This window comes from Armatimonadota bacterium (assembly GCA_031459855.1).
GTDB lineage: Bacteria > Sysuimicrobiota > Sysuimicrobiia > Sysuimicrobiales > Humicultoraceae > Fervidifonticultor > Fervidifonticultor primus.
The window spans coordinates 31,852-45,418 of sequence record JAVKHP010000001.1; the positions used below are offsets into that span (position 1 = coordinate 31,852).

Genomic DNA, 13,567 nt, shown 5'->3' on the forward strand with positions numbered 1-13,567 from the left:
CGCCGTATTGTCTGTCCGCCGTCACGTCTGCCCGTCGTGGCCCCCGCCACCACCGGCCGCCGGGGGCCGCGGCGCTCCCGGCGATCGCCCAGGTCGGCCGTTCACGTCCTGAGGCGCGGGTCGAGCGCGTCGCGCAGCCCGTCACCCAGGAAGTTGAACGAGAGCACGGTGATGAAGATGAACACGCCCGGGAAGACCGCCAGCCACGAGGCCTTCAGCAAGTACTCCTGGGACCGCTGGAGCATGTTCCCCCACGAGGGGGTGGGCGGCTGGATCCCCAGCCCCAGGTACGACAGCCCCGACTCGGCGAGGATGGCGTTCCCCACAGTGAGGGTGGCCGCGACGATGACCGGCGCCAGGGCGTTGGGGATCAGGTGCCGGAGGATGATGCGCGCCTCCGAGGCGCCCATGGCCCGCCCGGCCTCGACGAAGTCCTGCCCCTTGAGGGACAGGATCTGGCCCCGCACCAGCCGCGCCACGGTGGTCCACCCGAAGGCCGTGAAGATCAACACGATGCGGCCCACGCCCCCGCCGGGCAGCAGCGCGGCCAGGATCAGGTAGAGCGGCAGCAGCGGCACCGCGATGAGGACGTCGACCAGCCGCATCAGCACACTGTCGAGCCAGCCGCCGTAGAACCCGGCCAGCGCGCCCACCACGGCCCCCACGACCGAGATGGCCACCGCCGTCACGTAGCCCACCACCAGCGAGACGCGCCCGGCGAACATGATGCGCGTGAGCACGTCGCGGCCGAGCTCGTCGGTGCCGAACGGGTTGCCCAGACGCGGCGGCATCCAGCGCTCGGAGAGGTTGATGCGGTCGAAGGGATGCGGCGCGAGCCAGGGGGCCAGGAGGGCCATGAGCGTCAGGGCCAGGGCCACGGTGCCGCCGATCAACGCCAGCCGGTGGCGCAGGAACCGTCGCCAGACGACCTGCCAGTAGGACTGGCCCACCGCTACGCCGGCGGCCTCCCGGCGCCGGCGCTCGAGCTCGAGGGCGAGTTCCTGCGGGGTCCCCGTCCGGGCCATCGCACGCCTCCTGGGCCGCTCAGTCGTAGCGGATCCGGGGGTCCGCCATCGCGTACGCCACGTCGGCCAGCAGGTTGAACACCACCGTCATCAGCGCCGCGAACAGCAGCACGGCCATCGCCACGTTGTAGTCGTGTCCCAGCACGGCCTGGAACAGCAGCAGGCCCATGCCTGGCCACGAGAAGACGGTCTCGGTCAGCACGGCGCCGTTGAGGGTGCCGGGGATCGAGAGCGCCACCAGGGTGATGATGGGGATCAGGGCGTTGCGCAGGGCGTGGCGCCGGATGACGAGCCGCTCGGGGCTGCCCTTGGCGCGGGCCGTGCGGATGTAGTCCTGCCGCACCACCTCGAGCATGCTGCTGCGCATGTACCGGGCCCAGACGGCCGTGTTGAACGTGGCCAGCACCACCACCGGCAGGACCAGGTGCCACAGCCGGTCGACGAACGCCGGCCAGCCCGGGGGCACGCCCGGGGTGAGCATGCCCCCGGCCGGCAGGATCGGCCACCAGACCGCGAAGATCAGGATGAAGACGATCCCCTGCCAGAAGACCGGCACGGAGTGACCGGCGAAGGCCAGGACGGTCACCACGTAGTCGGCCACCGAGTACTGGTGGAGCGCCGAGTAGATGCCGGCCAGGATCCCGACGACGAAGGCCACCACCAGCGCCGCGCCCACCAGCCAGAGCGTGTTGCGCAGGCGCTCGCCCAGGATCGCGACCACCGGCGTCCCGTAGGTACGCGAGTAGCCCAGGTCGCCCCGCAGGGTCGAGCGCAGCCACTTGACGTAGCGGACGTAGACCGGGTCGTCGAGCCCGTAGTACTGGCGCAGGGCCTTGACGTCCTCCGGGCGGATCTCGGGGTTGCTGGCGGCGATCAGCTCCACCGGGTCGCCCGGCGTGGCCACCAGCAGGGTGAACACGAGGATCGACAGCCCGACCAGGATGATCAGGCCGTGCACCAGGCGGCGGAGCAGGAAGCGCTGCATGGGGCGATCGCCTGGGGCGGGGCGGGGGCGCCCGCCCCGCCCCCTAGGCTACTGCGACCACACCCAGTCCTTCGAGTTCCAGTTGATGTACGTCCCCGACAGCCCCGTCGGCTTGATCGGCGACAACCGTGCGTGGGCGGTGTTCAGTGCCAGGCGGAAGTACAGCGGAATCGACGGCAGTTCGTCGACCCAGATCTCCTGCTGGCGCTTCAGCAGCTGCACCCGCTTGGCCGCGTCGATCTCGGTGTTGATCTGCTCCAGTAACCGGTCGTTCTCGGCGTTGCGCCACCCCGGGTAGTTCTGCCCCTCCCAGTTGTTCTGGGCGCTGGGGATCTGGCTGGAGTGCCAGAGGGTGTAGCCAGTGGTGATGGGCTGCTGGAGCCAGGCGTACATCACCATGTGCGGGAACTGCCGGCGCGCCGTCACCTGGCCGAACAGCACGCTGGCCGGACGGTTGTCGATGCGCAGGTCGATGCCCACCGCCCGGAGCTGCTCCTTGAGGATCTGCTGGATCTGCTCCCGCACGGCGTTGCCAGCGGTGGTCATGATGCTCATCTCGACGCGCTGCCCGCGGCTGTCGCGGAGGATCCCGTCGGGCCCCGGCGTGAAGCCCGCCTCGGCCAGCAGCTGGCGCGCCCGGGCGGGGTCATAGGCGTACTTCCTGACGGCGGCGTTGTAGCCCTCGTGCCGTTCGGGCAGCCACGTGTGGGCCACCGGCTGCTTGCCGTAGAAGAGCTTCTGGCTCAGCTCCTCCCGGTTGATGGCGTGGGCCAGGGCCTGCCGCACACGCTTGTCCTTCAGCCACTCGTTGTCGAGGTTGAGGTCGATGTGCTCCCAGATGAGGGCCGGCGTGTAGTAGGTCTTCTGCTGGGGGTTGCGCCGTTCGATCTCCAGCATCTGCTCCAGGGAGAAGTTGTTGGTCTCGGTGACATCCACCTGGTTGGCAATGACGTTGGCCTGGAGCACGGTGGAGTCGAGGATGAACCGCCAGACCTGGCGCCGGATCTTGGGCGGGCCCTCCGGGTACTTGTCGTAGGCCTCGAGGGTGATGTGGCTGCCCGGCACCCATTCGACGAACTTGTACGGCCCGTTGCCGATGGGCGCCCGGGCCATCCGGTTGTTCCGCAGGCTGGCGGGGTCGCGCAGGTAATCCCGTTCCATCACGTGCCGCGGGTAGATCAGGCTGGCGCCGATGGGGTTGACGTTGGCGAACGGGTAGCGCTCGTTCCACTGCACCACCACGGTGTACGGGTCGGGGGCCAGCACGTTGTCGATCTTGCGCAGCACGAACCGGGACACCGTGGGCGTCCGCGGGTTGCGCAGCATCAGGTAGGTCCACGAGACGTCCAGGGCGGTGTAGGGCCTGCCGTCGTGCCAGGTGAAGCCCCGCTTGAGCTTGAACGTCACCTTCATCTTGTTCCCGGGCAGCAGCTGCCAGTCGCCGTCCTTGAGGGTGGGGATCTTCTGGACGGTGCCCGGGATCAGCTCCCACTTGTCGTTGTACCCCACCATGTCGGTGAACACCGAGTTGGTCACGGCCCGACCTGCGGCCATGGACCAGAAGTCCATGATGAGCCCGTCGGGTTCCTGGGCCATGCCGATCACGACGGTATCACGTCGTGGCTGCGCGCCCGCGCCAGGCACGCCCAGCCCGAGCGCCAGGGCCACCACGGCCACCAGCGCCAGGGCACGGGGCAGTCGACTTCTCGTCATTGTCCCTCTCCTCCTCGTGAGTACCGCGGCGAGTACCGCGGTGTGCGTTGGGGATCCCACTCGCTTCGTCGCGATGCCGGGCTCACGCCCCTCGTGTTAGTGCAAGCCGCGCAACAGCACCTCGAGCGGATCGTCGTCCAGCAGCCGGCCCTCCCGCCCGGCGGGCCGCTCGACCCGCGGCGGGCCCACGGCGATCTCCTCGTCCGCCACCGAAACACGGCGCACCGCCACAGGTGCACGGCCCCCAGCTCGTGGCGCCTCGGCCGCGCCGGCGGACGGGCCAGGGGCCTGACCCACCTTGCGCGCCTCCAGGAACCGCTCGACGTCGTCGAGCCTGATGCGGTAGACTTTCCCGATTCGTGATGCCGGCAGCATTCCCGTGCGGATGTACCGGTAGACTGTCAGCCGGTTGAGCTGCAGGTACCTGGCGACTTCCTCGACCGTCAGCATGCGGTCCCCGGCGAGATGCCCGGACGCCCTCGCGGCCGGGCGTCCGCGTGTGCCTTTGGTGGTTCCTGCCATGGCCTCTCGCCTCTGTATAGCAAGGCATACTATTGCATACTCAACACCACACGACAATCCCCTCTCCGAGGGCGTCGCCGGCCCACCCGGCGGTGCTTCGGAGGTGATCACGGATGCCGCACCCCCATGGTGGTGGCGCCGCAACCCTCACGAAAGGCACCTCAGCCGCCAGCGAGGTACAAGCTCCTGTGGCCCTCCAGCTCGGGCGCGCGCACCGCCTGCATTGCAGGCATGGTCAACCACGAGGGGCACCGTCTGGTCCCGGGTACGCACAACGAGTTGACGAAAGTTGATTGCGTGCGGGGACCTCGCCGGACGGGGACTATCGACACGCCCGCAAACGGCGGAACGTGAAGACGCGGAACTCCTGCACACGATGGCCCTTCAGCGTTACCACCACCGGGGACGTCTCCGTGATCCCGTCGAGACACCGCTCCAGGCTGAACCGATCCGGGGCGTAGGTGACGACCACCCCTGGGCGCCCCACATAGGCATCCACCGGGGGCCAGATCGAGCCGGGGATCGCATCCGGCAGCAAGAGGGCTGGGAACCTCTCACGGGTGTGGTACGCCAGCTGGGCGGCGACCTGGTAGCGGTCGGCCACCACGACCGCGCGTTCGCCCAGCGTGGCAGCCTCAGCCGCAACCCGCTTCCCGACCTCCTTCCAGCCGTAGAACTCCCGCGCGCCGGGCACCGGAGGGCCCCACGGCAGCAGCACCACCGCGGCGAACGCTGCCAGCATTGTCGCGTTCGCCAGGACCAGGCCCGTCACCCAGGGGCGCCAGAGTGCCGCCAGGGCCACCGCGAGCCCGAGGTATGCCGGGCCCATCCAGTGGCCGCGCGCTGCGCCAAACGGCGCCACGAGCAGCGGGGCGACCGCCGCCGGGAGCGCCGTCCAGAACAGGAACGCCCACCGCCGATCGGCCCGTCTGGCCCAGGCGGCCCACAAGGCCCACGCGAAGGCTGGCAGCATGAACAGCACCAGGGGCAGGTGCTGGGTCAGCAGGCGCCAGTAGGCGCCCGTACCGGGTGGTGCCCCGATCTCCCTTCGGTAGTGGACGAGGAAACGCACCGCCGCCCAGTCGTGGGCGATGTTCCAGGCGACCACGGGACTCAGCGCCAGCGCGGCCACGGCGGCCGCGAGGTACGGTCCGCGGCGGCGCAACCAGGCGCGGTCGGCGGCGAGCAGGTAGGCCAGCACCCCGGCGCCCAGCGTCACGGCATAGAGCTTGCTGAGCATCGCCACGCCCATCGCCACGCCGGCCCCACCCCACCATCGGCGGCGGCCCGCCAGCGCCCCCCACACCAGCCGCAGGGCGACGGTCCACGCCAGGTACATGGGCGCGTCGGGGGTCATCATCAGACCGGCCGCGCCCAGCACGGGCGCCACCTGGAACAGGACCACCGCCCGCAGGCCGGCGCGCGCGCCGAACAGGTCGCGGGCCAACAGGTACAGCGCCCCGGTGGTCGCCAGGCCCAGTGCCAGGGCGGGCAGCCGGAGCCACACCTCCGCGTCCCCCAGCGGCCGGACTATGGCCAGCAGCCACGCCACGAGCGGCGGGTGGTCCACGTAGCTCCAAGCGAGCCGTCTGGCCCACAGCCAGTAGTACGCCTCGTCGTGGAGCAGCGGCAGGCGAGCCGCGAGCACCGCCCGCAAGGCCGTCATGCCCACCACGAGCGCCACCACCCCGGCCATCGTCCCGGCGGGGAGGGGCCCCTGCGCCGGGGCGCGCCCGGGCTGGAGCCTCTGGGCCACGGCGCGGGCCGTTCCCGGCACCGCTAGCCCGTCCGCATGCGCGGGTCCAGGGCGTCGCGCAACCCGTCGCCGAACAGGTTGAACGCCACCACGGCGGCGATGATGAACACCCCAGGGAAGAGCAACCAGGGGGACAGCATCAACGTGGGCAGGTTCGACGCGGCCGTGAGCAGGTTCCCCCACGACGCGCACGGCTCGCGCACGCCGAACCCGAAGAACGACAGGGCCGACTCGCCGAGGATCGCCCCGGGGATGCCCAGCGTGGCCACCACGATGACCAGGGACGCGGTGTTGGGCAGGATGTGGCGGACGATGATGGGCAGGTCGTTCATGCCCGCGGCCTTGGCGGCCAGGACGTACTCCTGGGCCTTGAGCGCCAGCACCATGCCCCGAATCAGGCGCGAGAAGCCGGCCCAGCCCAGGAACGCCAGAATGACCGTGATGAGGTAGAACCGGGTAGTGCACCCCACGTGGGTGGGCAGCACCGCCGAGAGGGCCAGCAGCAGGTAGAAGCCCGGAAAGGCCATGATGATCTCGGCGGCCCGCATCATGAGGTTGTCGACCCGCCCGCCGTAGTAGCCGGCGATGCCGCCGTAGAGCATGCCGATGGGAATGGTGATGGCGGCGGCCAGCACGCCGATGGACATGGAGATGCGCGACCCGTACATGATCCGGCTGAACTGGTCGCGGCCCGACTGGTCGGTGCCCATGAGGAAGATCCGCGCCGGCGGATCCACCCCGAACAGGTGCCACGACGACGGGATGAGGCCGAACAGCCGGTAGGGCTCGCCCCGGACCAGGAACCGCACGTAGTACCGGCGGCTGGGGTCGGCCACGTACGTCCGCAGCCCGGGATCCTGCAGGGTGGTCAGGTGCACGAAGGGCCGCAGGCTCCACCCCCGGGCGTCCCGGAACGCGGGCACCGTCGGCGGGTGGAAGAAGCGTTCCCGATCGCTGAAGTCCAGACCGTACGGCGCGATGAACTCGGCCAGCAGCACGATGGTGTAGAGGACCGCCAGCACCGCGCCCCCGACCAGCGCCATGCGGTGCCGGCGCAGCTGCCGCCATGCCAGCTGCGCCGGCGTGCGCACCACCGCCGGGGGGGCCGCCGCCCGCGGCCGCCGCGCCGGTCGTCCCAGGTCGTGCGCCATCGTCGTCCTCGCGCGCCTCATTCGTATCTGATGCGCGGGTCGCTGTAGGCCAGCAGGACGTCGGCGATCAGGTTGCCGACGACCAGCATCACCGACCCGATGACCAGCGACGCCATGACCACGTACAGGTCCTTCTGGAGCACCGCCTCGACGATCAGCTTGCCCAGGCCGGGCCAGCCGATGACGTTCTCCAGGATCGCCGAGCCGCCCAGCAGGCCGCCCAGCTCGAAACCGAAGATCGTGATGAGGGGGTTGATGGCGTTGCGCACCGCGTGCTTGCTGAGCACGACGGGCTCGGGCAGGCCCTTGGCGCGGGCCGTGCGCACGTAGTCCTGGCGCAGCACCTCCAGCAGGTTGGCGCGCATCTGCCGCATGAGGCCCGCCACCGAGAACACTCCCAGCACCAGCACCGGCACCACCATGTGGTGGGCGACGTCCAGCACCTTCTGCCACCACGCCAGCTCGTCGAAGGCGATGCTGGTCATCCCGCCGATGGGGAGCCACCCGGTCCTGAACGCCCAGTAGAGCAGGAACAGCCCCGAGAAGAACGTGGGCGTGGAGATGCCCACGTACGCGGCGAACGACAGGGCGTTGTCCGACCAGCTGTACTGCCGCCGCGCCGCGTGGATCCCCAGCGGAATGGCGATCGCCCAGGCCACGGCCAGGGCCACGACGTTGAGCAGCAGGGTGTTGAACAGCCGCGAGCCGATCAGCCACATCACGGGCACGTGGTAGGCGAACGAGTAGCCGAAGTCCAGGCGCACCGCGTTCCACAGCCACTTGAGGTACTGCACGTGCAGGGGCTGGTCGAGGCCGAAGTTGCGGCGCATCTGCTCCACGGTCTGGGGGCTCACGATGGGGTTCAGGCGCATCTCGGCCAGGAAGTCGCCCGGGGAGAGCTGGATGATGACGAACGACACCAGCGTGATCCCCAGCAGCATGGGGATCATCTGGAGGAGGCGTCGGAGGATGTGCCGGAGCATCCCGTCCAGGCGCTGGCCTACGCCGGCTGCCGCCGGAGCCCGGGACCGCGCGAGCGGCGCCCGCGCCTAGCGGTACGGGGTCCGGTAGTAGATCGTCTCGATGTCATAGAACGCCAGCGGGCCGGGGCTGAAGTTGCCCAGGGTGTTGCGGAACGCCGGCTGGGTGAGCGGGGCGGCGGTGTAGATCACCGGCACGTACTCCGCCACGATCTCCTGCCAGCGGAAGTAGAGCTGCCGGCGCTTCTGCTGGTCGACGGTGGTGGCCGCCTGGTCGAAGAGGCGGTCGATCTCGGCCTCCCAGTCGGTGGCCGGCCGTTCCTGCTTGGGCCACCACATGTGCAGCGAGCCGCTGGACTTCCAGACGTTCTGCCCGTTGTGGGGGTCGAGGGTGCCGGTCAACCCCAGGATCATCGCCTCCCAGGCGAACGTGCCCGTGAGCTTGCCCACCAGGGTGTTGAACGCCTCGGGGGCGAAGACGACGCGCATGCCCAGCTTGGCCAGGTCCTGCCGGATGAGGTTGCCAATCGCCTCGCGGTCGGCGTTGCCAGCGTTGGTGGCGATGGTGAACTCGACGACGTTCCCCTGACTGTCGCGCAGCAGGCCGTCAGGCCCCCGGGCGAACCCGGCCTCGCGCAGGAGCGCCTCGGCCCGGGCCAGATCGTACGGGTACTTGCGCACGTTGGGGTTGAAGAAGAACGTGTTGGCGGGGCTCACCGGCCCGAACTGCGGCGTGGCCCGGCCCGCGTAGACCTGCCGCACGATCGCGTCCCGGTCGATGGCGTGGCTGACCGCCTGGCGGAACCGGACGTTCTGGAACCAGGCCAGCTTGGGCGGCCGTACCCCGGCGGGGTTCTGGTTGAACATCAGGAACTCGGTGCCAAACGCCGGGGGCCCGTCGAAGATGGTGAAGTTGTGCTGCTGCTGCATCGCCCGGAACTCGGCGTACTCCCGGGGCCGGGCGCCGTAGACGTCGGTCTCACGGGCCAGGAACTTCAGCCGGGCGGCATCCACGTTGGGCACGATCTCGATCACGAGCCGCGCCAGGTAGGGCAGGCGCTGCCCGCGCTTGTCCACCTTCCAGTACTTGTCGTTGCGCAGGTAGACGATGCGCTGCCCGGGCGTGTAGCTCTGCATCACGAAGGGCCCGTTGCCGATCAGCTCGCGCGGCGGCGTGTTGATGCCCCAGGCCCGGTTGAACTCCGCGGCGCCAGCCCGCAGCACGCCTTCCAGCCGGTGCTTGGGGAGCGGCGCGATGCCGCCCACCGTGCGCAGGAACGGCCCGAAGGGCTGGTGGGTGCGGAACTCCACAGTGTAGTCGTCGACCTTCCGGTACTGGATCCGCCTGCCGGCGATGGTGAGCACGTCAAGGTAGCTGGACTGTACCCCCGGGGTGAAGATCGCATCCAGCGTGAAGATCACGTCGTCGGCCGTCACGGGCCGTCCGTCGAACCACTGCACCCCCCGGCGGAGCCTGAACGTCCACGTGCGGCCGTCGGGGCTCGTGGTCCACGACTCGGCCAGATTGGGCTCGACCTCGGTGGTGATCCGGTTCGTCTCGGTCAGGCTCTCGAACAGGTAGCCCAGCGGCACGGTGGACGAGGTCTCCTGGGCGACGACGAGGTTGAACGTCCGGGGGTCGGAGATCGACGTGACCACGAACGTCCCCCCGGCCCGGCCGATGTCGGGCGCCTCCACCACCTTGGGTGCGGTGAGCCCGGGCGCAGCACCGCTCCGGGCCGCAGCGGGCGTCAGGACCACGGTGGCTGCGACCAGCATCACGAGGAACCGTCTGGATGCCATGAGACGCACGCTCCCTCCCTTTCGTCGGCGGCACCGCGCGGATACCGGCGCGGGCCACCCGACGACGCGCGCTCCCGGCCCCGCCCGGCGGATCCGCAGCCTCCGGCCGCCGAGGCGCGGGCATCGGTACGGTGATCGCACCCCCAGCATACCAGGATCGGCTCCCGGCGGTGCCAGCAACGCGGTTCCGCCCGTCAGGAGTTGGCCATCTCCTGTCGTGCTTCCACGCTCGTTTCCCGACGCCCCCAGGACGCCCTGCGGCACGCCTCGTTCGGTCGGCGGGCTCGAGCGGCCCTCGCCCGTGCCGAGGCACGACGTCCACAAGAGACTGCAGGCGCAGCTGCACGCCTGGTTCAGTCGACGGGCTCGAGCGGCGCGTAGGCCAGGGCCAGCCGCTTCACGGCGCCGGCGAAGCGGACGGTGACGATCGCGCCCGCGCCCTCGCCTTCCACCTCGAGCACCTGCCCCTCGCCGAACTTCGCGTGCCGCACACGCGCGCCGACCGCAGGGATGGCCGTCGCGGCGCGGGGCCCTGCCGCCGGCACGGCCGCGGGCTCCCCGGGCCCTCCACCCCACCGCTCCCGGGGAGGCGCCGCCACCACCAGCGCCGCGGGAACCTCGTCGAGGAAGCGCGACGGGATGGCCAGGTGCGTGGCGCCGAAGACCGTGCGGGTGCGGGCGTGGGTGAGGACGAGCCGACGCTTGGCCCGCGTGAACCCCACGTAGCACAGGCGCCGTTCTTCGTCCAGGCCCCCCTCCTCCTCCATCGCCCGGGCGTGCGGACAGAGGCCTTCCTCCAGGCCGGCGATGAAGACCACGGGGAACTCCAAGCCCTTGGCGCTGTGCAGGGTCATCAGCGTCAGCCGGTCGAGGTCGTCGCGGTAGGTGTCCACGTCGGCCACCAACGCCAGGTGCTGGAGGAACGCGGCCAGGTCGATCTCGCCCGTGGCCTGCTCCACCTCCTGCGCCACGGTGACCAGCTCGCGCAGGTTCTCCAGCCGTGAGAACGCCTCGTCGGTGCCTTCGGCTTCCAGCATCGCCTGATAGCCGGTGAGCGCGATCGCCCGGGCGATCACCTGGCTGGCCGGCAGCCGGGCCGCCAGGTCACGGAGCTCGGCGATCAGCCGGGCGAAGGCCTCCAGCGCCCGGGCGGCTGGCCGGGGGACCTCCGCCAGCGCCTCGGGCCGCTCCGCCGCTTCCAGCACCGTGCACCCGGCGGCCTGCGCGTAGGCGACGAAACGCTGCAGCGACGTCTCCCCGACCCCGCGCCTGGGCGTGGCCAGGGCCCGCCGCAGGCTCGACAGGTCGTTGGGGTTGACGACCAGGCGCAGGTACGCCAGCAGGTCCTTGACCTCCCGGCGCTCGTAGAACCGCACGCCGCCCACGACCTGGTAGGGGAGGCCAGCCCGCAGGCACGCCTCCTCCAGCAGCCGCGACTGGGCGTTGGTGCGGTAGAGCACCGCCACGTCGCGCAGCCGGCCCCCGGCCGCGAGGTGCGCCCGGACCTCGTCGACGATGAACTGCGCCTCGTCGGCCCCGTCGGCGGCCTCGTAGACCGTCACCGGCACGCCGTCCTCGTTGGCGGTCCAGAGGTCCTTGGGGTGGCGGTGCGGGTTGTGCTGGATCACGCCGTGGGCGGCGGCCAGGATCGTCTTGGTGGAGCGGTAGTTCTGGGTGAGGGTGACCACGGTGGCGTCGGGGTAGTCGTGCTCGAACTCCAGGATGTTGCGCACGTCGGCGCCGCGCCACCGGTAAATCGAGTTGTGGACCAGGACGCCGCCGGCGACGTAGCTGCGCAGGTCCGGGACCTCCAGGTCGAACACCAGACCCGTGTAGTGCGCGATGCCGCGCTCGACCACCTCGTCTTCGACCACCCGTCCGTCGCGCACCACGCACAGCCGCATGCCAGGATGCACGTGCCCCAGCGGCATGACCAGATGCACCGGCGACGTCGACCGGGCTGTGGCATCCTGACGCACCGCGGCCACGCGGGCGCGCACCACAGGCTCCCCCTCCACCAGCGCGGCCAGACGGCGCGCCATCTGCCAGCCGGCATCGTAGTCGCGGCGCGCCGTTTCTACGCGCCAGACCGCGGCGCGGCTCTCCCGCGTCGGGTAGGCGCGGGCCACCCGAGCGCGCAGCGCCTCGCCGCTCGTGACCAGCTGAATCCGGTGATCGGACCACGCCCGATGACGGTAGCGACGGCCATCGCCGAACATGGTGAAGTAGACCAGCCGGCGGGCTGTCTGCCCGCGGACCACCGCGCCGGCGCGCAGGTGCGGATACTCGGGGCACATGGCCAGGTCGGCCAGCAGCCGATGCGCACGCGCTTCGGTCGCGATCTCGCGGAAGATCCGGTCCACGTGCGCCTGCTGGAGACGCATGCGCCGCCCACGGACGTGGAACACCGTGGTCGGGATCCCGTAGGTGAACGCGTACAGTTGCTCCAGACAGGCAGCCTCGGCGTCGTCGCGCGCGGTGGCCAGAATCCACAGCCGGTCGGCCACCATGCCGTTCAGCCGCAGGCCTGGCCCGTTGCCCACCACCCCGGCCGACCGGCTGCGCACACCCCTGCTGCGCCCGACCCGGAATCCCACGCCCCGTCGGTGCATCAGGTAGACATAGTGCATGTCGGGTTGTGGCACGACACGCGCGAAGACCAGGTGGTTCGGGGTCGCGGTGAGGCTGTGGCCGCCACGGGTCCGCACCGTGACGACCGGGCCGGTGTAGGGCTGCCGGCGTACCGCTGCCACGGCCTGCGCCGCCAGCCGACCGCTGCCGCACGCCGCCCATACGGGCGTCCCCGGCGTGAGCGTCTCGATGGCCTGCGGTCCATTGGGGCCGTCGATCAGCGTCCCGAGTGGCAGACACTGGTCGTCATCGCCCACCACCGTGACGTTGCGCCAGCGGCCGGCCAGCGCGCGCACCAGCAGGTACTGAGCGTGGTTGGTGTCCTGGTACTCGTCGACCAGCACGTGGAGGAAGCGCTCCTGGTAGCGGGCCAGGACGTCGGGGTGCGTCTCGAACAGCCGCAGGACCTCGCACAGCAGGTCGTCGAAGTCCAGGGCCCCCTCCTCGCGCAGCCGCGCTTCGTACGCCCGCCAGGCCCGCGCGGCCGCCTCCTCCAGGTAGGTCCGCGCGCGGGCGGCGAAGCGGTCGGGGTCCAGCGCGTCGTCCTTGGCCCGGCCGATGATGGCGTGGAGCACCTGCGGCGGGTAGCGGCGCTCGTCCAGTCCGAGCGCCTCCATGGCCTGCCGCAGCACCCGGCGCTGCTCCTCCTCGTCGTAGATCGTAAACGTCGGGGGAATGCCGATCGCCGCGCCGTCCTGGCGCAGGATGCGGCTGCAGATGGCGTGGAAGGTGCCGATCCACATCGGCCGCGCGACCGCGCCGCCCAGCAGCAGCTCCAGGCGCTGGCGCATCTCGGCCGCCGCCTTGTTGGTGAAGGTGACGGCCAGGATTCGCGCCGGTGGCACGTCCCGGGCGCGGATCAGGTACGCGATGCGGTAGGTCAGCACGCGGGTCTTCCCCGACCCGGCACCGGCGAGCACGAGCAGCGGCCCCCCGGGGTGGGTAACCGCCCGCCGTTGTTCGGGGTTCAGGTCGGCCAGCAGGTCCATGGTCCGCCGTTC

At 70.7% G+C, this 13,567-nt stretch carries 9 protein-coding genes; all 9 read right to left on the bottom strand.

Going from position 1 to position 13,567, the window contains the following annotated elements:
- Positions 1 to 101: 101 nt before the first annotated feature.
- The 9 genes from QN157_00130 to QN157_00170 all read right to left on the bottom strand — a co-directional run bounded on the left by QN157_00130 (position 102) and on the right by QN157_00170 (position 13,555).
- Positions 102 to 1,025 carry an ABC transporter permease gene (locus QN157_00130; protein MDR7553992.1) on the bottom strand — a complete coding sequence of 308 codons (924 nt, stop codon included), beginning with the start codon at positions 1,023 to 1,025 and terminating at the stop codon, positions 102 to 104.
- 19 nt (positions 1,026 to 1,044) lie between these two features.
- Positions 1,045 to 2,010 carry an ABC transporter permease gene (locus QN157_00135; GenBank protein ID MDR7553993.1) on the bottom strand — a complete coding sequence of 322 codons (966 nt, stop codon included), beginning with the start codon at positions 2,008 to 2,010 and terminating at the stop codon, positions 1,045 to 1,047.
- 48 nt (positions 2,011 to 2,058) lie between these two features.
- A complete protein-coding gene (locus tag QN157_00140; GenBank protein MDR7553994.1) occupies positions 2,059 to 3,723 on the bottom strand; it encodes a peptide ABC transporter substrate-binding protein in 1,665 nt (554 codons plus the stop codon).
- A 96-nt stretch (positions 3,724 to 3,819) separates the two neighbouring features.
- Entirely contained in the window at positions 3,820 to 4,173 is a 354-nt protein-coding gene (locus tag QN157_00145) for a helix-turn-helix domain-containing protein (GenBank protein ID MDR7553995.1), read from the bottom strand.
- 394 nt (positions 4,174 to 4,567) lie between these two features.
- Positions 4,568 to 6,022, bottom strand: coding sequence for a glycosyltransferase family 39 protein (locus tag QN157_00150; protein MDR7553996.1), 1,455 nt, complete (start codon positions 6,020 to 6,022; stop codon positions 4,568 to 4,570).
- 2 nt (positions 6,023 to 6,024) lie between these two features.
- Positions 6,025 to 7,152, bottom strand: coding sequence for an ABC transporter permease (locus QN157_00155; protein MDR7553997.1), 1,128 nt, complete (start codon positions 7,150 to 7,152; stop codon positions 6,025 to 6,027).
- A gap of 17 nt (positions 7,153 to 7,169) precedes the next feature.
- Positions 7,170 to 8,135 carry an ABC transporter permease gene (locus tag QN157_00160; protein ID MDR7553998.1) on the bottom strand — a complete coding sequence of 322 codons (966 nt, stop codon included), beginning with the start codon at positions 8,133 to 8,135 and terminating at the stop codon, positions 7,170 to 7,172.
- 66 nt (positions 8,136 to 8,201) lie between these two features.
- Positions 8,202 to 9,935: an ABC transporter substrate-binding protein gene (locus QN157_00165; protein ID MDR7553999.1), complete on the bottom strand. Its 1,734-nt coding sequence runs from the start codon at positions 9,933 to 9,935 to the stop codon at positions 8,202 to 8,204.
- A gap of 353 nt (positions 9,936 to 10,288) precedes the next feature.
- Positions 10,289 to 13,555: a UvrD-helicase domain-containing protein gene (locus QN157_00170; GenBank protein ID MDR7554000.1), complete on the bottom strand. Its 3,267-nt coding sequence runs from the start codon at positions 13,553 to 13,555 to the stop codon at positions 10,289 to 10,291.
- Between the last annotated feature and the right edge of the window lie 12 nt (positions 13,556 to 13,567).

Excerpts from the sequence above, each read along its gene's own strand:
- QN157_00130 (MDR7553992.1), bottom strand. The coding sequence starts at position 1,025 with ATGGCCCGGACGGGGACCCCGCAGGAACTCGCCCTCGAGCTCGAGCGC.
- QN157_00135 (MDR7553993.1), bottom strand. The coding sequence starts at position 2,010 with ATGCAGCGCTTCCTGCTCCGCCGCCTGGTGCACGGCCTGATCATCCTG.
- QN157_00140 (MDR7553994.1), bottom strand. The coding sequence starts at position 3,723 with ATGACGAGAAGTCGACTGCCCCGTGCCCTGGCGCTGGTGGCCGTGGTG.
- QN157_00145 (MDR7553995.1), bottom strand. The coding sequence starts at position 4,173 with ATGCTGACGGTCGAGGAAGTCGCCAGGTACCTGCAGCTCAACCGGCTG.
- QN157_00155 (MDR7553997.1), bottom strand. The coding sequence starts at position 7,152 with ATGGCGCACGACCTGGGACGACCGGCGCGGCGGCCGCGGGCGGCGGCC.
- QN157_00160 (MDR7553998.1), bottom strand. The coding sequence starts at position 8,135 with ATGCTCCGGCACATCCTCCGACGCCTCCTCCAGATGATCCCCATGCTG.
- QN157_00165 (MDR7553999.1), bottom strand. The coding sequence starts at position 9,935 with ATGGCATCCAGACGGTTCCTCGTGATGCTGGTCGCAGCCACCGTGGTC.
- QN157_00170 (MDR7554000.1), bottom strand. The coding sequence starts at position 13,555 with ATGGACCTGCTGGCCGACCTGAACCCCGAACAACGGCGGGCGGTTACC.